Below are 20,717 nucleotides of genomic sequence, written 5' to 3' on the forward strand. Positions count from 1 at the left end.
GTAGCCTGCGGGACGTGACCGACGATCGTCAGCTCCAGGCCGTCCGCGCGCTGCTCACCGCCGCGCGGACCATCGGCCGCGGGACCACCTCGATGCGGGTCGTGCTCGGCCAGGCCCACGGCCTCCTCGCACCAGAGCTGCTGCCGCCCGCGGTGCGCGCGGAGCTCTGGGCCGAGCTGCAGGAGGCCGCCGACGCCGTGGCGCCGCTGCCCTACAAGGAGGTCGAGAAGCTCCTGCGCGACGCCTGGGGCGGGAAGGTCACCGACGAGCTCGACCGCCTCGACGAGACGCCCGCGACGGTCGGTCCCGCCACCCAGACCCACCTCGGGGAGCGCGACGGCGAGCCCGTCGCCGTGACCGTGCTGCGCCCCGGCCTGACCGGGATCGTCCGCGCCGACCTCGCGCTCGCCGACCAGCTCGTCGGGCAGGCCCGCTCCGTGTTCCCCGCCGTCGACGTCCCCGCGATCGTCGGCGAGGTCCGCGAGCGCGTCATGGACGACCTCGACCTGGAGTCCGTCGCCTCCCAGCAGCGCGGCCTGCACCGTGCGCTGCGCCGCCACGACGACCTCGGCGTCGCCGCGCCCGTCACCGAGCTCTCGCACCCCGGGGTCCTCGTGCGCGCGCACGTCCCGGGCACCCCGATCCTCGAGACCACCGGGGCCGACCGCGCCCGCGCCGCCGAGCTGCTCGTCCGGCTGGCGGGGGGCGCCGTGCGCCACGGGACGGTCGCCGCCGACCTGCGGCCCGAGACGCTCGTGCTCGACCGGTCCGGGCGGCTCGTGCTGCTCGAGGCCGGTGCGGTCGCCCGCATCGACGGGGACCGCGCCGACCACGTGCTCGCCGGGCTCGACGCGCTCGCCGCCGGGGACGACGCCGCCGGCGCCCGCGCGCTCCAGGCGCTCGGCGCCCTGCCCGCCGAGCACGCCGCGACCGCGGTCGCGCTCGGCCGCGAGCTGCTCGGCCCGCTCCTCGCCGGCGGCCCCGTCACGGTCGACGCGGCCGCCGCGACCGCCGTGCTCGAGCGCCTCGACGACCGGATCGGCGACGCGCTCGCGCTCGCGCCGCACGCGTCGGTCGCCCCCACGGACCTCTGGCCGCTGCGGATGCTCGGGCAGGCCGCGCTGCTCGTCGTGCGTCTCGGCGTCGAGCTCGACTGGCTGACGCTCGCGCGCGACGCGGTCCGCGACGGCTGGGACTGACCCCCGCGCGCTCAGCGCTGCGCGGTGCGCACGTCGCGGTCGGGCGGCAGCGTCCAGCCGTCGCGCGCCGACCAGCGCACCGGGCTGCCGTCCGGCAGGTGCGCCAGCGCGCGCCCGCAGCGCGGCGTGCCCCACAGGGTGGCGACGTGGGGCCGGTCGGCGTCCGCCGCGTCGCCGAGCCCGCGCGCCACGTGCTCGGCGGGATGCGTGACGACGACGTGCCCGTCGCGCACCCACACCGGGATCGTGTCGAGCGGGGCCGGGACCACGTGCTCGCGCCCGCCCTTCACCCGCTGTCCGGACCACGTCTCGATCCAGCGCCCGGGCGGCAGCACCACCTCGCGCTCGCGCGCGCCGTCCTCGAGCACCGGCGCGACCCACAGCGACGGGCCGAGCCCGAACGCGTCGGCGACGGTCCACGCGTCCGCGAAGCCGGGAGCGAGCAGCGACAGCGGCCGCACGATCGGCAGGCCGGTACGGGCCGCCGTCCGCGCCGCCGCGCGCAGGTACGGGACGAGCATCTCGTGCAGCAGCACGCAGCCGCGGTAGCGCTCGAGCGTCGCGGCGTCGTAGCTCCAGGGCTCCTGCTGCAGCCGTCCGTGGGCCTGCATGAGCGGCGTGAACGCCCCGAGCTGCGCCCAGCGCAGCAGCAGCTCCGGCGGGCAGCGGTCGATCCCCTTGTGGCCGAGGTAGCCGCCGACGTCGTGCGACCAGTTCGAGAAGCCGGAGTGCGCGGCGCTGATCGTCGCGGCGACGAGCGCCTGCAACGACCAGAAGTCCGACGCCTGGTCGCCGCCCCAGAGGATGCCGTGGGCCTGCTGGCCGCTCCAGCCGCTGCGGCCGAACAGGACGCCCTCGCCGGGGTGGACCTCGTCCAGCGCGCGCTGCATGCACGCCCGGTACAGCTCGCCCCAGCGCCACGCGGTCGTCGCCCCGGTGCTGCCGTCGGCGAAGCGCACCTCGTCCTCGAGGTAGTAGCCCTCGCCGTCGTCGGCCTTGATGCCGGCGACGCCCATCCGCAGGACCCGCTGCGCCTGCTCGCGCCACCACCGCTCCGCCTCCGCGGAGGTGAAGTCGACCGGGGAGCCGGTGCCCATCCACCACTGCCGCACCAGCGGGCGGCCGTCGGCCTCGCGCACGAAGTGCCCGTCGCGCGCGCCTGCCGCGTAGTTGGAGGCGGGCTCGCGGTGCAGGCGCCGGGAGGCCGGGTCGGGCGGGATCTGGCCGTCGCGCGAGTCCACGTTCGTCCACGGGGTCACCCAGACGACCGTCCGCACGCCCTGCGCGCGCAGCGTCTGCACCATGCCCGCGAAGTCCGGGAACTGGTGCGGGTTGGGGATCCAGGTGTTGTAGTTCGTCTCCCACGGGGAGTCGAGGACGACCGCGTCGAGCGGGATGCCGTGCCAGGCGCAGCCGCGCGCGTCCTGCAGCACCTGGTCCTGGTGCTCGTGGACGTCGCGGGACTTCCAGAAGCCGTACGCCCACGCGGGCAGCAGGCCGGGGAGGCCGGTGCGGCGCAGCTCCGCGCGCAGCCGTGCGGCCGGTCCCGGCCCGGTGAACACGTGCGCGCGAAGCGGGCCCGAGCGCGCGCGGACGCTGACGATCGTCGTGTCGCGCCGGGCCCCGAGCTCGAAGCGGGTGCCGTTGCCGTGGGTGTCGAGGGCCACCGCGTACCCGCGGCTGGACTGCAGGAACGGCACGGGCGCGTAGTCGCCCTGCGGAATGCCGCCGAGCTCGAGCATCTCCGGCGGGCAGTCCGGACCGGTGTACCAGCGGTCGGCGCCGAGCTGGATCCGGCGGCCGCGATGGTCGACGTCGTGCCCGTGGCGGGCGCCGAGGCCGGCGAAGTGCTCGCCGGTGCGCGTGTCCCACTCCAGCGCCACGCGCAGCGGGTCGCCGTCGGCGTGGGCCTCGAGGAGCACCTCCTCGTCGGCGGGCAGCGTGATCCGCAGCGTCGCGCTGCGGCCGCCCTGGAGCGTCAGTCCCAGCAGGACGCCGTCCGCGGTCTCCTCGCGCAGCGCGAACGCGACGGTGCGCTCGGGGAAGCCGGTGCGCTCGTCCGGGATCACGCCCTCGGTGTGGCGCACGAAGCGGTCGGCGACGGTCCCCGTGCACGCCCAGACGTGCAGGCCGCGCAGCAGCCGGTGCCCGTCGCGGCGCAGGTGGATGCGGAACGGTCGGTCCTTGATCTCGAGCCGCAGGTGCGCGCGGGTGAGCACGAGGGCATCGCGCTCCGCGTCGATGCGGACCGCGCCGGGGGACGTCGTGGCCATCGCGCGACACGTTCACGGTCGCGCGTGACGATCCCGTGACGATCGGGTGAACGGCCGTCAGGCGGCGTCGGGGGCGCGCGCGTTGCGGGCGGCGCGCTGCGCCAGGGCGGCGAGCTCGTCGCGCAGCTCCTGCGGCTCGCGGACGGTGAACGGCACGTCCATGACGCACAGCCAGGCGGCGATCTCGCGGTAGGACGTGCCGCTGGTGTGCAGCAGGCAGTGGTCGTCGTCGAGCGCCTCGAGCTCGCCCGCGTAGGGGCTCACGCGCGGGCGCAGCTGCTCGAGCGACCCGTCGAGCACGAGCGTGCCCGTGACCCGCCGGTAGAGCGTGCCGATGCCCTGCTGGACGTAGGCGGCGAGGTCGCGCGCGGGGGCGGGGCGCGGCGCGCACCGCCGGCCCGGGACGGGCGTGCGCTGGATCCGGTCGACGCGGAAGGTGCGCCAGTCCTCGCGCGCGCAGTCCCACGCCACGAGGTACCAGCGCCGTCCCGCCGAGACGAGCCGGTGGGGCTCGACGAGGCGGTCCATCGTCTCGCCGTCGCCGCGCCGGTACTCCAGGCGCAGCTGGGTGTGGTCGCGGCAGGCGGTGGCGATCGCCATGAGGACCTCGGCCGCGACGGGCGTCGTGAAGCGGTCGCCCATCGGGACGGTGTACGACTGGAGCACGTTGACGCGGCGGCGCAGATGGCCGGGCAGCACCTGCTCGAGCTTGACGAGCGCGCGCATCGAGGTCTCGGCGATCCCCTCGACGGAGCCGGAGGTCGCGGCGGTGCGCAGCCCGACGGCGATCGCGACGGCCTCGTCGTCGTCGAGCAGCAGCGGCGGCAGGTCGGCCCCGGGCTGCAGCTGGTACCCGCCGGCGGCGCCGCGCGTGGCGGTCACGCGGTAGCCGAGCTCGCGCAGCCGCTCGACGTCGCGGCGGATCGTGCGGTGGCTCACCTCGAGCCGGTCGGCGAGCTCGGAGCCGGGCCACTCGCGACGGGTCTGGAGCAGCGAGAGGAGGGAGAGCAGCCGGGCGGAGGTCTCGATCACACCACCCAGGATGACCGGGAAGGCGGTCAGGACCTGTCCTCGTTCGCCCGCCGGACGCCTCCGCGGAGACGCATTTCGAGCGGCTGCCCGCCATGTTGGCGCGTTCAGGGGAGCTCGACCGAGAACGGGCCGCTCGTGGTCGCGTCCACACCCGCGGCGACGTCGGGGCAGACGGACAGCCGCAGGCGCAACGTCACGGCGGCGGGGGCGGGGACCGCGAGCGGGATCGCGATCGTGCCCGCGCCGCGGTCCAGCGGCCCCTCCGCGAGCCCCAGCGGCGTGGTCGACCCCGCGTCGGACAGGACGACGACCTGCACGCCGCAGGCCGGTGCGCGCGGGTCCTCGCCGGGAGCGAACCGCAGCGTGAGGGTGCGGCGGTCGGCGCTCGTCGTGCGTTCGCGCAGGTCGGCGATGCCGCGCACGCGCTCGCAGTCGGCGTGCAGGAGGTCCCCGACCGCCGGGCCGTCCACGGTGTCGGCGCCGGGACCGCAGCCGAGGGCGCTCGTCGCGGTGCGGGGTGCCCCGGGGTCGGCGAGCGTCAGGGCGACGCGGTCGTCGCCGGGACCCGCGTCGACGCGGGCGCCGGCGGCGGGGCCGCGGACGAGGTCGTCCCCGGCGCCGGCCCGGACCGTGTCGCGTCCCGGGCCGGGGGAGAGGACGTCGTCGCCGGGGGTGCCGGTGAGCCGGTCGGCGCCCGGTCCACCGTCGAGTCGCGGACCGTGCAGGCGGTCGTCGCCCGCGCCCCCGTGCAGGCCCGCGCCCGTGGCGGCCGCGCACGCGGGGTCGCAGCGCGGGGAGCGGTCGGCCAGCACGTCGGCGCCCGGGCCGCCGTCGACGGCGCGGACGGCCAGGCCCGCGGCGGCGGTGACCGTGAGGGCGTCGTCGCCCCCCAGCAACGCCGCGCGCAGCCGCGACGCCGCCGGGCACGACACGCCGCGCGCGCGGTGACCCGCGGCGCCGGAGACCGCCCGGCAGCCGTCGCCCGCCGCGAGCCGCCCGCGCGTGGCGGTGACGCGCAGCCGTCCGCCGTGGCGGGTGACCGTCACGGCGTCGCGGCCGGCCGTCCCGAGGATGCGCAGCTCCCGTCGGCGGACGGCGGCGCCCGGCGCGTCCCCCGCCCCGGCAGGGACGACGACCAGCCGCACGCGCGCGGCGGGCGCCGGTGCGGCCCGCCGGGCGACGGAGGGGGAGGGCGCGGCGGGGGCGACGACCGGCGACCCCGCCCGCGCGTGCAGCGGGGCGGCGACCGCGTGCGGGGCGCCCGTCCCGGCCACGAGCCACACGGCCGCCGCGGCGACGGCCCGGGCGAGCGGACGCGGGTGGCGCACCGGCCGGGCGGTTACCGCGCGCGGACGGCGTCGGCGAGCAGGTCGGCGTGCCGCAGCCAGACGGCGACGTCGCGCTCGCCGCGCTCGGTGAGCGCGAGCGTCAGGCCGCGGAAGAGCGTCGCGATCTCCTCGTGGGCGACGTCGGCGCGCACCGAGCCGTCCGCCTGTGCGCGGGCGAGCAGCCGCCGGCCCGCGGCGGTCGACTCGGCCTTCGCGGCGACGAGCTCGGGGTCGTCGCAGTCGCTGATCAGCCCGTGGGTGAGCAGGCCGCGCGCGCGGCTGCCCGCCGCGGCGCGCAGGACCTCCCGCAGCGCGGTCCAGCCGTCGACCGACGCGTCGGCCGACCACTCGTCGGTCATCGTCGCCATCCACCGCAGCCGCTCGGCGGCGACCGCGGCGACGAGGTGCTCCTTCGTCGGGAAGCTCCGGTAGACCGTCGCCTTGCCGACCCCGGCGCGCGCGGCGATCGCGTCGACGCCGACGTCCGGGCCCTCGCGCGTGAACAGCTCGGTCGCGGCGCGGACGACGGCCTCGCGGTTGCGGACCGCGTCGGCGCGCTTGCGGACGGGGGTCGGCGACGTGCTCATGCCCTCGACAGGGTGGCAGGCCGCTCGGCCAGCGGCGCCGTCGCCGCGAGCTCCTCGGCGAGGCCGACGCCCGCACGGGAGCGCCCGGGCTCCGGGATCACGCACGACACCGCGGTCGCGACGGCCGCCACGCCGCCCATGACGAGGAACGCGGTGGTGAACCCCGACTCCTGCGGCACGACCGTCCCGGCGAGCGCGCTGCCGGCGAGGATCGACGCCGCGGCCTGCGAGCCCAGCGACGCGCCCGCGGAGCGCACGAGCGCGTTGAAGCCCGTCGCCTCGCCGGTCTGGTCGGGACGGACAGCGGCGACGATGAGGTTGGGCATCGCCGCGAACGCGAAGCCGATCCCGGTGAACAGGACGCAGCCGAACAGCAGCACCTGCAGCTCGCTGCCGTGCGCGACGCCGAGCAGCACGAGCCCGAGGGTGGAGAGCGCGCCGCCGATGACGAGCGGCACGCGCGGCCCGACCCGACCGGCGAGGGCACCGGCGAACGGGCCGGTCACCAGCATCGACAGCGATCCGGGGAGCAGCAGCAGGCCGGCCTGCGTGGCGTCGAGACCGAAGCCGTAGCCGCTGGACTCCGGGCTCTGCGCGAGCTGCGGCACGAGGATGAACGAGCCGAACATGCCGAAGCCGACGAGGAACGTCGCGACGTTCGTCATCAGGATCGGCGGGCTGCGCAGCGTCTCGACGTCGGCGAGCGGCTGCGCGGTGCGCGCCTCGACGCGGTACCAGACCGCCAGCACGGCGAGCCCGGCGAGCACGAGCGCGACGAGGCGGCTGTCGGTCCAGCCCCAGGTCGTCGCGCGCGAGACGGCGAACAGCGGCAGCACGAGCCCGACGGAGAGGATCGCGGCGCCGCGCAGGTCCACCTTGCCGGGGCTGCGCACCGGGGACTCGGGGACGAGCAGCTGCGCGCCGACGGCGGAGACGACCGCGAGCGCGGCGGCGACCCAGAAGATCCAGTGGTAGGAGGCCTGGTCGACGAGCAGGCCGCCGCCGACGATGCCGATGCCGCCGCCGATGCCCGCGATCGAGGCGATGAGGCCGATGCTCGACGGCACCTTCTCGCGCGGGAACTCGTCGCGGATGATCCCGAAGCAGAGCGGGAACACCCCGCCGGCGACGCCCTGCAGGACGCGGCCGGCGACGACGACCTCGAGCGTCGAGCCGAGGGCCGACAGCGCCGATCCGGCGGCGAACGCGACGAGCGAGATCACGAGCAGGCGGCGCTTGCCGAACATGTCGCCGAGGCGGCCCATGATCGGGGTGAAGACGGCGGCGGTGACGAGGTAGCCGGTGAGCACCCAGGCGACCCCGGCGGCGTCGGTGCCGAACTCCTCCTGCAGCGTGGTGAGCGCCGGGATGAGCGTCGACTGGGCGAGCGCGAAGGTCGCGGCGGCCATGCTCAGGACGAGCAGGCTGCGCATGGGCTTGGGGCGGGGGGCGTGGGGGGACACGGAGACTCCGAGGGGGGAAGCGGACTGCGGAGTCCGGATGTTAACGAGAAGTGGACTCCGGCGTCCGGTTCCCCGTCGCGGCGGAACCGTTCGGGCCCGCCGCGTTCACCGCCTGGTCACGGGCTGGTGGCAGCCGCTTCACAAACGCCCTGCGTAGCCGGAGGAACCTGCGCCCCATCACCACCGACCAGATGACAGGAGACGCACCGATGACGCTCCACCGCACGAGCCGGGCCGACCTCCACTGCCACAGCACCGCCAGCGTGCTGAGCAAGCTCGGGGTCCAGCGCTCGCTCGGCCTGCCCGAGTGCGCCACGCCGCCCGAGGACGTGCTCGAGCTCGCCACGCGCCGCGGGATGGACTTCGTGACCATCACCGACCACGACACGATCGACGGCGCCCTGCAGATCGCCGACGACCCGCGCGTCTTCCTCAGCGAGGAGGCCACGCTCTGGTTCAAGGGCGAGCCGCAGGCCGTCCACGTCCTCTGCCTCGGGATCACCCCGGACGACCACGAGTGGATCCAGGCCCACAACACGGACGTCGAGCAGGTCGCCGAGTACCTGCACGAGCACGGCATCACCTGCGCGCTCGCGCATCCCTTCTACGCGGTCGAGGCGCCGCTCACCCCGCGCCACCGCCGCCGCCTCGCCCAGCTCTTCCCGATCTGGGAGACCCGCAACGGCAGCCGCGCCCGCGAGCTCAACGCGCCCGCCGCCGTCTACATCGAGACGCACGGCGGCACCGGCATCGGCGGCTCCGACGACCACGCCGGCGTCGACATCGGCCGCACCTTCACCGAGACCCCGTACTGCGCGACCGTCGAGGAGTTCCTCGCCCACATCCGCGCCGGCCGCGCGACCGCCCGCGGCGAGCAGGGCAGCGCCGCGAAGTGGGCGCACGCCGCGATGGGCCTCGCCACCCGCGCGCTCGGCGTCCCCACCGACGACGAGCCCGCCCCGAACCCGCAGATCGTCCTCACCATGATCGAGCGGGTCATGCGCGAGGGCGACGCCCGCTCCGGTGCCGCCGTCGGCGCCGACCTCGGCCCCCAGGACGCCCGCGCGCTGCTGCGCGCCTGGCTCGACGCGATCGAGTTCGACGGCACCGAGGCCGAGTTGCTCGCCACGCTCCAGGACGAGGACTTCAGCCACGCCGACCTGTATCGCAAGGCCCGCCGCGCGCACGAGCGCAAGCTCGCGCGCCAGGTGGACGCGGTCGTCGCGCTGACGTCGGACCCGTCCAAGCGCGCCGCCGACTACCTCGGTGCGGCGAGCGGGTTCTTCGACGCGTGCGTCGCCGCGATCCCCTACGCGCCCGCCACCGCGTTCCTCGGCAAGGAGAAGGCCAAGCTCGTCCACCGCGAGAACGAGCCGCTGCGCGTCGCCCTCGTCGCCGACGCCGTCGGCGGCATGCACGGCGTCACGCACACCCTCGACGAGATCCGCGAGCGCGGCGTCCCCGGCTTCGAGGTCGAGGTCGTCGGCACCGACCACAACACCGACCGGCGCCTCAGCGCGGTCGCGGAGATCGACATCCCGTTCTACGCCGGCCTCCAGGTCGGGGTGCCGTCGCTGCCCGCGGTCGTCGAGACGCTCGCCGAGGGCCGCTACGACCTCGTGCACCTCTGCTCGCCCGGCCCGGCCGGGATCGCCGCGGCGCTCGTCGCGCGGATCATGGAGCTGCCGGTCCTCGGCAGCTACCACACCGAGCTCGCCGCCTACGCCGGTCTGCGGACCGCCGACCCGCTGCTGGAGCACGGCGCCCGCGCCGCGATCGCCGCCTTCTACGGGCAGTGCGACCACGTGCTCACCCCGTCGCCCGCCAGCGACGAGGTGCTGCGCGGCATGGGGATCGCCGACGGCCGCATCGGCCGCTGGGACCGCGGCGTGGACATCGCCCGGTTCGACCCGGCCAAGCGGACCCCGGGCCTGCTCGGCAGCGACGCGATCAACGTCCTCTACGTCGGACGGCAGACGAAGGAGAAGGGCGCTGACCTCCTCGCCGACGCGTTCCTGCGGGCGCGCGAGACCAACCCGCGGCTGCACCTGAACCTGGCCGGCGGCGGCCCCGAGGAGCACCAGCTGCGCGCGCGCCTCGGCGAGCACGCGACGTTCCTCGGCTGGCTGGAGGGCGAGGAGCTCGCCCGCGCGTACGCCAGCGCCGACGTCTTCCTGTTCGCCTCGCGGACCGACACGTTCGGCCAGGTGCTGCTCGAGGCGCAGGCCAGCGGCCTGCCGGTCGTCGCGGTGAACGAGGGCGGCCCGTGCTCCATCGTCGAGGACGGCGTCACCGGCCTGCTGCGCGACCACGACGCCGACGCGCTCGCCGCCGCGGTCAACGAGCTCGCCAACGCCCCGCTGATGCGCGAGCGGCTCGCCCGTAACGGCCTCGCCGCCGTCCGCGAGCGGACCTGGGACGCGGCGCTCGGCCGCCTCGCCGCCGGCTACCACCGCGCGCTGCAGGTCGGCGGCGTCGCCCGCGACGAGACCGGCCGCCGTGTCGCCTGAGGCCGGCAGGCTCCTCGGCGGGGATCACGACGAGGGGCCCCGCCGCCACCTCGCGCTGGTTCCCGACCGGCCGCTGCGCGTCGTCGACGTCGCGCTCTGGTACGGGGAGCGCAGCGGCGGGATCCGCACCTACCTCGACGCCAAGGTCGCGCAGCTCGCCGACCACCCGGACGTCGAGCACCACCTCATCACCCCCGGGCCGGCGGAGCGGCACGCCGGGGGGCGCCACGAGCTGCGCGCGGTGCGCCTGGCCACCTCCAACGGCTACCGGATCCCGCTCGGCGGCGGCGGGCTGCGCCGCACGCTGCGCGACCTGCGACCCGACGTCGTGCTGCTCCACGACCCGTTCTGGACGCCCCGTGGGGTCAGCGCCGTCGCCCACGAGGTCGGCGCGCTCGCCGTGGCCGTGCACCACGGCTCCAGCGAGCTCGACGCCGCCGGCATCCCCGGCCCGCAGAGCGCCTACGTCCCGCTGTTCCGCGCCTGGCTGCGCCGCGCCTCGCGCGAGGTCGACGCGATCATGTCGGTGGTCGACACCACCGCCGACTGCGGGCGCCCCGCCGACGTGCCGCTGCGGCTCGGCCTGCACGACGCGTTCCGCCCGCGCCCCGAGGTCCCGCGCGGAGACGAGACCGTGTACGTGGGCCGCCTCGCCCGCGAGAAGGGCGTCTTCGCGCTGCTGGAGGCCGCCGCCCGCAGCGCCGAGCCGTGGCCGCTGCGGTTCGTCGGATCGGGTCCCGCGCGCGAACGCCTCGCCGCGCGGGCGGCGCGGCTGCGGATCGCCGAACGCGTCCACTTCGCGCCGTTCGTCGGCGACCGCGACGAGCTCGCGCGCCTGTACGCGGGCGCGCGCTGCGTCGTGATGCCCGGCGAGCACGAGACGTTCGGCCTCGTCGGGATCGAGGCGGCCGCCAGCGGCGCCCGCGCGGTCTGCTGCACGACCGCGCCGTCGGGCCGGCTCTGCGGCACGCTCGTGCACCGCTACGCGCCCGGGGACGTCGACGGCCTCGCCGCCGCGATCGCCGCCGCGCGCGCCGCGACGCCCGACCACGACGCGTCGGCCGCCCTCGCCCGCCGCCACGCCTGGCCGCAGGTCTTCGCCGCCGAGCTCGACACGCTGCGCCACCTCGTCCGTCGCCCCCGCGTCCGGGCGGTCTGAGCGATGGCCCGGGTGACGCGACCGCTGCGCCTGGCCGTCGCCCTCCACGACGTCGAGCCCGCGACCTACGAGCGCTGCGCGCTGATCCGCGACTGGCTCGACGACCACGGCGTCGACCGCGTCACGCTGCTCGTGATCCCGGCGCCCGACCTGCACCCGTTCCACGACCGGCGCCCCGAGATGGTCGACTGGCTCGCCGACCGGCGCCGCTTCGGCGACGCGATCGCCCAGCACGGCTTCCAGCACCGCCAGACCCAGCCGGGTGCGCCGGGACGGCAGCTGCTCGCCGGCTGGCAGGGGGGCCGCGCCGCCGAGTTCGTCGGGCTCGACGAGGCCGAGACGCGCCGCGCCGTCCGCGCCGGTCGCCGCGTCCTGCGCCTCGCGGGCGTCGAGCCGCGTGGCTTCGTCGCCCCCGCCTACGCGTACACGAACGAGCTGCGCACGACGCTCGCCACGCACTTCGAGTGGTGGGCGTCGCTCTCCCACGTCGTCCACGACGGCGGCCGCCGGGCGACGCTCAACCCCGCGCTGTGCCTCGGCACGACCTCGGTCACCAAGCGGCTGCTCTCGCCGCTGGTGGTCCGCGCCGGCGCCGGGATCGCCGGGGACGTCCTGCGCCTGGACCTCCATCCCGCGGACCTCGACCACCCCCGCCACATCGGCGCCGTCGAGGCGGTGCTGCGCGGCGCGCGGCGGCGCGTCGCGGTCACCTACGACGAGCTGGCCTGCGGGGCGTGAGCCTCGACGCGCTCGCCGAGCGCACGCTGCGCGCCAACTGGCGGACGGGCGTCCGGCGTGGCGTGCCGTACGCCTACACGGTCCCGGCGACGCCGCGCTACCGCCACATGTGGCACTGGGACTCCTGCTTCCACGCGATCGCCTGGTGCCGCTACGACCGCGGCCGCGCCCGTGCGGAGCTGCGCACGGTCCTGCGCTCCGGAGACCCGGACGGCTTCCTGCCGCACACGGTGTTCTGGGACGCGCCCGCGGGCTGGCGGCGCGCCCCGTTCTACGCGACCGAGCGGTCGTGGGGGAGCTGGCGCACGACGACGATCGACCCGCCGCTGCTGCCGCTGGCGTGGGAGCACGTCGCGCGCGCGAGCGCCGAGGAGGACCCGGGCTTCGCGACCGAGGCGCTGCCCGCGCTCGCCGCGCACCTGGACTGGCTGCAGGCCCGCCGCTCCGTGCGCGACGACGGGCTGCTGACGATCGTCCTCCCGGACGAGTCCGGCCTCGACGACGCGCCCGCCTACGACCCGGTGTTCGGTCCGCACGTCCACTACCGGCCCGGCTACTTCCGGCTCGTGCGCCGCTGGCAGCGGCTGGGCTGGGACGCGCACCGCATCGCCGCGACCACCGACCGCCACTGCGTCGACGTGCTGGTGACGACCGCCTACGCGCTGTCCCTGCACGCGATGGCGCGGCTCAGCGGCGAGGCGCGGTGGGCGACGCGCGCCGCCCGCGTCGAGCAGGCGCTGTGCGAGCAGTGCCTCGACCCGGCGACCGGGCTGTTCCTGCACCTCGCGGGTCGCGCGCGCACGCCGGTGCGCGTGTCGACCTGGGCGGCGCTCGCGCCGCTGGCGCTCCCGGGCGTGCCGCTGGACGTCCGCCGGCGGCTCGTGGAGGAGCACCTGCTCGACCCGCGCCGCTACCGCGCCGCCGTCGGCATCCCGTCGGTCAGCATGGACGAGCCGAGCTTCCTGCCCGGCTTCGACCGCTGGCGCACGTGGCGTGGCCCGTCGTGGGTCAACACGGCCTGGTGGCTGGTCCCGGCGCTGCGCGACCTCGGGCACGGCGCGGAGGCCGACCGGATCGTGACGGGCCTGACGGAGGCGGCGCTGCGCGACGGGCTGCGCGAGTACTACGACCCGCGGGACGGGCGCGGGCTCGCGGCCCGCGGGTTCGGCTGGTCCTGCCTCCTGGCCGGGCTGGTCGAGGTACCCTCGGCGGCATGAGCCCGATTCCCGGCGACCCGTACGACCGCAAGCCGTTCGAGCTGAAGACGAAGGACGGCAAGACCATCCGGCTGAAGGTCAACGACGCGATCGAGGGCCCGCCCGAGGTGCAGGGGGCGGTCCAGCGCAACGAGGACGGGCCGGTGGCGCCGGACGTCGCGCCGCCCGAGCCGACCGAGTAGGCGGCCCCTCAGCGGTCGCCGTCGGCGGCCGGGGCCGCCAGGACCTTCGGGCCGAAGCCCTGGACGGCCGGGTCAGCGGCGAGCCCGAGCCGGTCGAGGCCGAACAGGTCCTCGAGCGTGCGGAGCAGCGCGAGGTGGTCGTAGGGCTTGTCCTGCACCGTGCCCGCGGTCACGAACGGGGAGAGGACGACCGCGCCGGTGCGTCCGCCGCCCGGCACGCCGTCGGGGCGGCCGCTGCAGCACGGGCGGGCGTCGGCGAACGGCCCGGTCGCGGGCGCCTGGTCCCAGACGACGATCACGAGACCGTCCTTGCGGTGGGCCGCCGTGCCGGTGAGCTTCGGCACGAGCGTCGCGAGGAACGCGTCGGCGGCCGCCGGTCCCGACGGGCGCCCGTCCGGGCAGGGGACCTCGATGCCGCTGTCGCAGACGTCGGGCACGACGAGCGAGAAGTCGGGGATCGCGTCGTCGCCGGCGGCGAGGTCGCGGTCGAGCTGGCCGAGGTCGACGACGCTGCCGCAGTCCGCCCCGGCCGTGACGGAGGCGAACCACAAGGCGGGGACGCGCGCGGTCGCGAACGCGTCCCCGGGGCGGGGCTGCAGGCCCGCCGGGTCGGGCCGGTCGAGCTCCGGTGCGCGGCACGAGTCCACGCCGGTGGCGCCGAGCGCGCCCGCGTAGACCTTCCACGTGCGGCCCGCGCCGGTCAGCTGGTTCAGCAGCGACGGCGTCGCCTCCGGCAGCACGCACGTGCCCGCGGTCGGGGTCGTGCAGCCGGCGAGCTGCTCCGGGGTGGCGGCGAGGCCGCCGAGCAGCGCGACGCCGTTGCCGATCGCGCCGCGGGTGACCGCGTGGTAGCGCGGCAGGACGAGCCCCTCGGCGGCGAGCGTCCGCGCGACGTACGGCATCGGGGAGTCGGGGCCGAAGGTGCGCTCCGACCGCCCGTCGGCCATCCACACGACCGTGACCTTGCCGACCGTCGGGAGCGCCGGGCGCGCCGGGCCGGCGGTGGTCGGAACGTCCCCGGTGGCGGGGTCCTGGTCGGTGGCGGGGGCGTCCGTCGGCTCCTCGTCGGCGGCGGGCTCCTCGGCCGCCGGGGCCGGCGCGTCCGTCGCCGGAGCGCCGACCGCCGGGGCGGGGGCCGGGTCAACGGTGACCGCGGGCGCGTCCGTGGCGGGCTCCTCCGCGGCGGTGCCGGGGGCGGGGGTCGGCGCGGGGGCGGGTGCGAGCAGCGGCGCCGGGGCGGGCGCGGCGGCGAGCGGTCCGGCCGCCGGGCCGACCACGACGACCGGGTCGCCGGTGGCGGCCAGCGAGCTGTCCGGTCCCGGCCCGGAGGCCAGGCCGATCCCGATCCCGAGCGCGAGCACCGCGCCCGAGGCGCCCGCCGCCGCCCGGGTCGAGAGCGTCAGGCGCGCCGGACGGCCGGCGCCGTCGGGCGCGTCCGGGTCGGTCGTGGGCGCCCAGGGCCAGGCGCGGTCGGGGAAGCGCTGCTCCGCCCAGGCGCGCACGACATCCAGCGGCGGACGGTCGCGGTGCATCGTGATCTGGCCGGCCCGGGCGTCAGCCGTCGTCGCCCGCGCGCACGGGGGCGACCGGGATCGACACGTCCGACGGCGCCGTGGCGACCGAGGGGTTGTCGAGCTGGCCGAGACGCTCGATGAGCGTGGTCCACTGGTTCGGCTTCAGCACCGCGTCGATCTGCTGCCCCAGCTGACCGGTGCCCGCCACCTGCGGACGGAAGCCCACGTGGATGTGGTCGGCGTGGTCGGGGAGCGCGAGCGTGTTGTCGGTGCCCTCGAACGCCATGAGGCTGATGATCTGGTGCGGCTTCATCGTGCCCTGCAGGGTCAGCAGCCGGCGGATCACGAGGTCCGTGACGGACCCTTCGCCCTGATGCCCGAGAACCGGGATGCCGTTGACCGTCGCGATGTCCATGGCGGTCCCCGTAGTGTGCTCGGAGACGTTGCCGGAGCTTGTGTAATACCCGTGACCGCAGCGCAGCGAGGTGATGCCCAGCTCCAGGCCGGAGGCGGCGAGGAACTCGAGCGTCGCCAGCACGCGCCGGTCGACGACCCCGGCGCGGATGTCGTCGCGACCGCACGGGTAGATGTCCAGCCGCCGGTTGTCCAGGACGCGCCGCTGCAGCGCCTCCTTGCCGAGCAGCAGGATCTGGCCGATCGACGGGGTCTTGGCGTCCGGGCCGAACAGCGGGTTCTCGCCCTTGGCCCGGTAGACCGCGGTGGACTCCAGGAGCTTCCAGCCGTCGAGGATCGGCTTGGGGTCGATGCGCGGCGCGCCGCGACCGGCGGGCCGGATCTCGAACCGCAGGTGCGACGCGACCTTCGGCGTCGGACGGGCGAGCACGCCGAGGGTGGAGCCGGCGAGCACGCGCGAGCCCTCCTTGAGCGCGACGCGGACGAGCTTCGTGCCCTGCGCGACCTGCGGGCCGGTGGCACCGACGACGGCCGGGTCGACCTCGGTCGCGGGCGCGGCGTCGGCCGGGGACTGGGCCAGCTGGCGCGCGCCGCCGGCGCGGTACGCGGCGGGCCGCTGCGGGTTGGCGAACAGCCGCTCCTTGCCCGCGGCGGCCTCGGCGCGCACCGGGGCGGCGGGGGCGTCCGCGGTGGCGACGGGCACGTCGGCGGCGGTCGGCGGCAGCGCGGTGGTCGCGACCCCGGCGGCCCGGGCGGCCCGGAGGTTCTCGGCGAGCTCGGAGCGGGCCGGCGCGACCGGCACCGCCGGGGCGACCGACGCGCCGCGGGTGCGGAACGCGGGGACGGACGCCTTCGGCCGCGGGGCGGTGCTCGCCGGTGCGGCGGGCGCCGGGTCCAGCGGCAGCGGTCGTGCGCGCAGGCCGGTGCGGCGGGCGGCGTCCTGCTCGCCCTCGCGCGGCACCAGGTGCGTGGCGGCGACCCGGCCGAGATGCGCATAGGTGTACGTGTTGCCGTAGACGTCGCGCAGCTGCACGAACCGGCCCAGGCGGGCGGACCGGCCGATGCGGACGATCTCGCCGTCCTGCACCGCGACGGCGGGCGAGCCGGCCTTCGCGAACACGTCGATCCCGCGGCGGCCGGCGGTCGACTCGACGAGCCGCGCGGCGTTGCGGCCGCGGCGGACGCGCTGCGTCGCCTCGCGCTCGGACAGGTCGTCGGCGTAGGTGGCCTTCGCGGCGACCGGGAACAGCCCCTGGGTCAGGCCGGTCAGCGAGCCGACGAGGTCGGCGGGCAACCCGCCGATCAGCCGGGCGCGCATCAGGACGCTCTCGACGTACCAGTCGGCGTGGTTGTAGGCGAAGATCGCCTTGCGGATGTCCTCGTCGGCGCCGGCGGCCTTCAGGTACCGGGCGGCGGCGAAGATCGCGTCGACCGGGTTGTACGGGTCCTTCGCGCCGTCGCGGTTGGCGTCGACCCCGTAGGCCTTCCAGGTCGCGGGCATGAACTGCATCCAGCCCAGTGCGCCGGCCGTGGAGACGTTGAGGTTGCGGCCGTAGTCGGTCTCGATCTCGTTGATCGCCGCGAGGATCTCCCAGCGCACCCCGTACTCGATCCCGGCCGCCTGGTAGATCGGCAGCAGGAACGGCGGGATCCGGAACTTCTCGATCAGGAAGTTCGGCACGCCCTCGGGCGCGACGCCCGGCAGCGCGAGCGTGAAGGTCGGGTTGTCCGTGGACGGGGAGCCGTCGGCGTTGCGGCCCTCGCCGGTGAGGCGCTGCTCCTCGGCGGCGCGGTCGGCGGCCTCGTCGGTCTCGTCCTGCGTGCGCTCGTCCTGCTCGGCGGCGTCCTGCGCCGCCTGCTCGGCCGCCTCGCGACGCTCGGCGGTCTCGCGGCGCGCACGGTCGCGCTCGCGGTCCTTCGCGGTGGGCGTCCCGACGACCGCGGGCCGCTCGTCCTCGCGCTCCGGGCGCGGGGTGGGCGTCGGGTCGGGCGCGCCGACGACCGCAGGGCCCTCGTCGGGCGTGGCGGTCGGCGAGGGCGCCGCGGACGGCGTCCCGGTCGGCCCGGTCGGGGCGTCCTGGGCGAGCGACGGCGCGACCCCGGCACCCAGCCCGGCGGCCCCGAGGAGACCGGCCGCGGCGAGGCCTGCGGTGATCCTGGACCGGTCGCTCACGCCGACATGGTGACACCGGTGGGCAGAAGCTGCGCCCCACACTGCCAGCAGAAGGCCGCGCCGTGCGCGTAGAGCCCTCCGCAGCTGGGGCAGGCGCCCGCGGCGCCGGCGTCCTCGAGCCGCACGAGCCGCTCGGCCTCGGCGAGCTGCGCGTCGACCTCCTGCAGGCGCGCGGCGCGCTGCACGAGCACGTCGAGACGGAAGTGGTCGCGGATCGCCATCTCGTAGGTGAGACCGCCGAGGTCCCACTGCAGCTCGGCGACCTCGCGGGCCAGCTCGTCGCGGCGGGCGACGAGCTCGGGCTGGGTCAGCGCGGCGGTGCCGCCCGGGGGCAGCGGGTCGGGCCCGGCCGGCGGGACGCCGCCGGTGATCCGGTCGCGGACGGTGCGCATGGTGTCGGTCAGGGGGCTCATCCGAAGGTCTCCGCGTCGCTGCCGCCGCCGGCGGGCTTGCTGTCCTTGGCGGGGGGCGGCCCCTCGCTCTGGATCTTGTCCGGCAGCTTCTTGCTCTCCTTCTGGAACGTCTCGGGTGCGGCGTTCTCCTGCTGGCCCAGCGTGTCGTCGAGCGGCGCGGCCTCCGGGTCCGCGGCGGGCGCGTCCTCGGTGGTGTCCTGCTTGTCGTCGGCCGTTCCCCCGGCGGCCTGAGCCGCGGAGGCCGAGACCCGGACGACCGTCGCATCGGGGAACGATGCGGTGACGGCGTCGAGCGCGGCCTGCGCGTCCTTGCGCGCATCGTAGACGCCGCTGTAGACGAGATAGGCACCCGGGTCCAGCGACGGGTAGGCGTCGGTGTCCAGCGCCCCGACGGACGGGGCGCCCTTGGCGGTCGCGTCGGCCTTCGCGGCGGCGACCGCCGCCGGGGTCGTGCCGTCCTTGGGCAGCGTCTGCAGCCGGATCGTCCAGCCCTCGGTGCCCGCGGGCCAGTCGGCGGTGAACGTGGCGGGCGCCGCGGTCCCGGTGGGGGCGGCCGCGACGGCCGCGGCGGGCGCGGCGACGCCACCGACGGTGATCACGGTCGGCCGCTTGCCGTCGCCGTCGCCTGCGTTGCCGATCGCCACGCCGACCCCGAGGGCCAGGAGCATCGTCGCCGCCGCGGCGACGAGCGTCACCGGGCGGTCCGACGAGGCGAGGACCCCGCCGCGCCGCGCGGCGGGCGGCGGCACGGCGGCGGCGGCGAGCCGCAGCGTGCCGGGCGGGTCCGGGGGCACGGGCGGTGAGGCGTGCCCGCCGACCGCCGCGGCGGTGCCGGGCTCGTCGAGGAACCGCAGCGGCGCGTCGGCGCGACGGGCCCCGCAGTTCAGGCAGTAGCGCTGGTCGGTCGCCAGCGGCGCCGAGCAGGACCGGCAGGTCTCGCCGGGACGGCCCAGGCGCGGCTGGTGCAGGAGGTGGGTGTCGGTCACGGGAGCACGGTGGGGAGGACGGAGGTCTCGAGCTCCGCGCCGGCGGGATCGCCGACGAAGAACACCTGGTAGGCGACGGTCGCCCGCGCGCGCAGGCGCGGCACCTGGCCGCGTCCGGCGGCGACGATCCGCCCGCCGCGGCGCGCGGCCACGGTCACGATGAGGTTGCGCTGCTCGACGGTGGACTCGTTCGTCACGCGGCCGATCGCGGACGCGCCGCTGGAGGGGTCCTGCTCCAGGCCGCCGGGCGTCAGCCGCAGCCGCGGGATCTCGCCGCTGCGGGGGCGTGCCTCGCCGGCCTTCACGGTGGCGGCGGCGGCCTTGCCGTCGGTGAGCAGCTGGTCGTTGACCCACAGGACGGGCTCGCCCGCGGGCAGCACCGGCAGGCCGGTGAGGGACGGGTCGAGCCCGGGCGCGTCGTTGGCGCCGATCGCCCGCCCGGCCCGGTCGGTGACGGTCACGGCGAGCGGGACGCGGGCGAGCGCGCGGCTGCCGCGGGCGCGGATCTCGACGGCGACCGCGGTCCCGTTCTCGTCCTGCAGCACGGTCGGCTCGCCGAGCCGGACGTCCGGGTTGGACGCGCCGGTCACGGTGACGCCCTGCTGGTTCAGCAGCGTCGCCCTGGACTCCTTCTCGAGCCGGGCGGACACGCTCTGGGTGGACTCGCAGCCCGCCGCGAGGACGGCGAGCGCGAGCGCGCACGACCCCACGACGGTCCGTCTCATCCGAACTCCCCGCTGACGTAGTCCTGGGTGCGGCGGGCCCGCGGACGGTGGAAGACCTGGTCGGCGGTGCCGTACTCGACGAGCTCGCCGAGGTACATGAAGCCGACGTGGTCGGCGATCCGCTGCGCCTGCTGGAGGTTGTGGGTGACGATCACGACCGCGACCTCCTCGCGCAGCTGCACGATCAGGTCCTCGATCGTCGCGGTCGACTGCGGGTCGAGCGCCGAGCACGGCTCGTCGAGCAGCAGCACCTCGGGGCGCGCGGCGAGCGCACGGGCGATGCAGAGCCGCTGCTGCTGGCCGCCGGAGAGCCGCAGCGCCGGGTGGTCGAGGTCGTCCTGCACCTCGCGCAGCAGGCCCGCGCGGCGCAGCGCGTCCTCGACGGGCTCGCGCAGCTCCTTCTTCCCGGGCCGCTTGGAGCCCTGCTCGCGCAGGGCGTAGGCGACGTTGTCGAAGACGCTCATCGGGAACGGGTTGGGCTGCTGGAAGACCATGCTGACGCGGCGGCGCAGCCGCGTGACCTCGAGCAGGTCGACGTCCTCGCCGTCGAGGAGGATGCGCCCGGAGCGCGTGGCGGTCGCGGTCAGCTCGGTGAGCCGGTTCAGCGACCGCAGCAGCGTCGTCTTGCCGCAGCCCGACGGGCCGATCAGCGCGAGCACCTCGCCCTGACGGACGGGGATCGTCACGTTGTTGACCGCGACCTTCTCGCCGTAGGCGATCGTCAGGCCGTCGACGCGCATGCGCTCGCGCCCGTAGGCGGGCGCGCTCGGCGTGCCGGTCGCGGTCGCCTCGCCCGGGAGGGCG

General features: G+C 76.7%; 17 protein-coding genes. 6 read left to right on the forward strand and 11 right to left on the reverse strand.

Features of this window, described 5'->3' with window-relative positions; translation table 11 throughout:
* Nucleotides 1–14 precede the first annotated feature (14 nt).
* On the forward strand, nucleotides 15–1,199 hold the full coding sequence (locus tag C7Y72_RS13695; RefSeq protein WP_107569415.1) for an AarF/UbiB family protein: 1,185 nt from the start codon (nucleotides 15–17) through the stop codon (nucleotides 1,197–1,199).
* 11 nt (nucleotides 1,200–1,210) lie between these two features.
* Here C7Y72_RS13695 and C7Y72_RS13700 read toward each other — a convergent pair whose 3' ends face one another.
* From C7Y72_RS13700 to C7Y72_RS13720, 5 genes are all read right to left on the reverse strand, one after another.
* Nucleotides 1,211–3,472, reverse strand: coding sequence for a glycoside hydrolase family 31 protein (locus tag C7Y72_RS13700; RefSeq protein WP_107569417.1), 2,262 nt, complete (start codon nucleotides 3,470–3,472; stop codon nucleotides 1,211–1,213).
* Between the two features lie 57 nt (nucleotides 3,473–3,529).
* Nucleotides 3,530–4,504: a helix-turn-helix transcriptional regulator gene (locus C7Y72_RS13705; RefSeq protein WP_107569419.1), complete on the reverse strand. Its 975-nt coding sequence runs from the start codon at nucleotides 4,502–4,504 to the stop codon at nucleotides 3,530–3,532.
* A gap of 104 nt (nucleotides 4,505–4,608) precedes the next feature.
* The gene (locus tag C7Y72_RS13710; RefSeq protein ID WP_107569421.1) at nucleotides 4,609–5,832 is read right to left on the reverse strand and encodes a calcium-binding protein; all 1,224 of its coding nucleotides are present in this window, start codon (nucleotides 5,830–5,832) and stop codon (nucleotides 4,609–4,611) included.
* A gap of 11 nt (nucleotides 5,833–5,843) precedes the next feature.
* The gene (locus tag C7Y72_RS13715; RefSeq protein WP_107569423.1) at nucleotides 5,844–6,419 is read right to left on the reverse strand and encodes a TetR/AcrR family transcriptional regulator; all 576 of its coding nucleotides are present in this window, start codon (nucleotides 6,417–6,419) and stop codon (nucleotides 5,844–5,846) included.
* Complete coding sequence (locus tag C7Y72_RS13720; protein ID WP_233243846.1) at nucleotides 6,416–7,882, reverse strand: MFS transporter; 1,467 nt, start codon at nucleotides 7,880–7,882, stop codon at nucleotides 6,416–6,418. The genes C7Y72_RS13715 and C7Y72_RS13720 overlap by 4 nt, the downstream gene beginning before the upstream one ends.
* Nucleotides 7,883–8,091: 209 nt before the next feature.
* Here C7Y72_RS13720 and C7Y72_RS13725 point away from each other — a divergent pair, with 209 nt between their 5' ends.
* From C7Y72_RS13725 to C7Y72_RS13745, 5 genes are read left to right on the forward strand one after another with little or no spacing between them, the layout of a single operon-like run.
* Entirely contained in the window at nucleotides 8,092–10,392 is a 2,301-nt protein-coding gene (locus tag C7Y72_RS13725) for a glycosyltransferase (RefSeq protein ID WP_158276849.1), read from the forward strand.
* Nucleotides 10,382–11,551 (forward strand): glycosyltransferase, encoded by a 1,170-nt coding sequence (locus C7Y72_RS13730; RefSeq protein WP_107569427.1) that lies wholly within the window; start codon nucleotides 10,382–10,384, stop codon nucleotides 11,549–11,551. Before C7Y72_RS13725 ends, C7Y72_RS13730 begins: the two co-directional genes overlap by 11 nt.
* Before the next feature lie 3 nt (nucleotides 11,552–11,554).
* Nucleotides 11,555–12,289 (forward strand): DUF2334 domain-containing protein, encoded by a 735-nt coding sequence (locus C7Y72_RS13735; RefSeq protein ID WP_107569429.1) that lies wholly within the window; start codon nucleotides 11,555–11,557, stop codon nucleotides 12,287–12,289.
* On the forward strand, nucleotides 12,286–13,506 hold the full coding sequence (locus C7Y72_RS13740) for an MGH1-like glycoside hydrolase domain-containing protein (protein ID WP_107569431.1): 1,221 nt from the start codon (nucleotides 12,286–12,288) through the stop codon (nucleotides 13,504–13,506). The genes C7Y72_RS13735 and C7Y72_RS13740 overlap by 4 nt, the downstream gene beginning before the upstream one ends.
* Entirely contained in the window at nucleotides 13,503–13,688 is a 186-nt protein-coding gene (locus tag C7Y72_RS13745; protein WP_107569433.1) for a hypothetical protein, read from the forward strand. The genes C7Y72_RS13740 and C7Y72_RS13745 overlap by 4 nt, the downstream gene beginning before the upstream one ends.
* 8 nt (nucleotides 13,689–13,696) lie before the next feature.
* Here the strand turns inward: C7Y72_RS13745 and C7Y72_RS23355 are convergent, their stop codons facing one another.
* Genes C7Y72_RS23355 through C7Y72_RS13780 form a run of 6 tightly spaced genes read right to left on the reverse strand, consistent with a single transcriptional unit; the run spans nucleotide 13,697 to nucleotide 20,653 of the window.
* A complete protein-coding gene (locus C7Y72_RS23355; protein ID WP_158276850.1) occupies nucleotides 13,697–15,220 on the reverse strand; it encodes an alkaline phosphatase family protein in 1,524 nt (507 codons plus the stop codon).
* 22 nt (nucleotides 15,221–15,242) lie between these two features.
* The gene (locus C7Y72_RS13765) at nucleotides 15,243–17,789 is read right to left on the reverse strand and encodes a lytic murein transglycosylase (RefSeq protein ID WP_158276851.1); all 2,547 of its coding nucleotides are present in this window, start codon (nucleotides 17,787–17,789) and stop codon (nucleotides 15,243–15,245) included.
* On the reverse strand, nucleotides 17,786–18,202 hold the full coding sequence (locus tag C7Y72_RS23360; protein ID WP_154732794.1) for a hypothetical protein: 417 nt from the start codon (nucleotides 18,200–18,202) through the stop codon (nucleotides 17,786–17,788). Before C7Y72_RS23360 ends, C7Y72_RS13765 begins: the two co-directional genes overlap by 4 nt.
* Entirely contained in the window at nucleotides 18,199–19,188 is a 990-nt protein-coding gene (locus C7Y72_RS13770) for a hypothetical protein (protein WP_107569437.1), read from the reverse strand. The genes C7Y72_RS23360 and C7Y72_RS13770 overlap by 4 nt, the downstream gene beginning before the upstream one ends.
* Nucleotides 19,185–19,913, reverse strand: a complete 729-nt coding sequence (locus C7Y72_RS13775) for a hypothetical protein (RefSeq protein WP_146175376.1) — start codon at nucleotides 19,911–19,913, stop codon at nucleotides 19,185–19,187. Before C7Y72_RS13775 ends, C7Y72_RS13770 begins: the two co-directional genes overlap by 4 nt.
* Nucleotides 19,910–20,653 (reverse strand): phosphate ABC transporter ATP-binding protein, encoded by a 744-nt coding sequence (locus C7Y72_RS13780; protein WP_107569805.1) that lies wholly within the window; start codon nucleotides 20,651–20,653, stop codon nucleotides 19,910–19,912. The genes C7Y72_RS13775 and C7Y72_RS13780 overlap by 4 nt, the downstream gene beginning before the upstream one ends.
* Nucleotides 20,654–20,717: the final 64 nt, after the last annotated feature.

Origin of the sequence: Paraconexibacter algicola (assembly GCF_003044185.1) — a bacterium.
GTDB lineage: Bacteria > Actinomycetota > Thermoleophilia > Solirubrobacterales > Solirubrobacteraceae > Paraconexibacter > Paraconexibacter algicola.

What these genes read in the sequence shown, in the direction of transcription:
- C7Y72_RS13700 (WP_107569417.1), bottom strand. Translation starts at nt 3,472, where the DNA reads ATGGCCACGACGTCCCCCGGCGCGGTCCGCATCGACGCGGAGCGCGAT.
- C7Y72_RS13715 (WP_107569423.1), bottom strand. Translation starts at nt 6,419, where the DNA reads ATGAGCACGTCGCCGACCCCCGTCCGCAAGCGCGCCGACGCGGTCCGC.
- C7Y72_RS13725 (WP_158276849.1), top strand. Translation starts at nt 8,092, where the DNA reads ATGACGCTCCACCGCACGAGCCGGGCCGACCTCCACTGCCACAGCACC.
- C7Y72_RS13735 (WP_107569429.1), top strand. Translation starts at nt 11,555, where the DNA reads ATGGCCCGGGTGACGCGACCGCTGCGCCTGGCCGTCGCCCTCCACGAC.
- C7Y72_RS13745 (WP_107569433.1), top strand. Translation starts at nt 13,503, where the DNA reads ATGAGCCCGATTCCCGGCGACCCGTACGACCGCAAGCCGTTCGAGCTG.
- C7Y72_RS23355 (WP_158276850.1), bottom strand. Translation starts at nt 15,220, where the DNA reads ATGCACCGCGACCGTCCGCCGCTGGATGTCGTGCGCGCCTGGGCGGAG.
- C7Y72_RS23360 (WP_154732794.1), bottom strand. Translation starts at nt 18,202, where the DNA reads ATGAGCCCCCTGACCGACACCATGCGCACCGTCCGCGACCGGATCACC.
- C7Y72_RS13775 (WP_146175376.1), bottom strand. Translation starts at nt 19,913, where the DNA reads ATGAGACGGACCGTCGTGGGGTCGTGCGCGCTCGCGCTCGCCGTCCTC.
- C7Y72_RS13780 (WP_107569805.1), bottom strand. Translation starts at nt 20,653, where the DNA reads ATGCGCGTCGACGGCCTGACGATCGCCTACGGCGAGAAGGTCGCGGTC.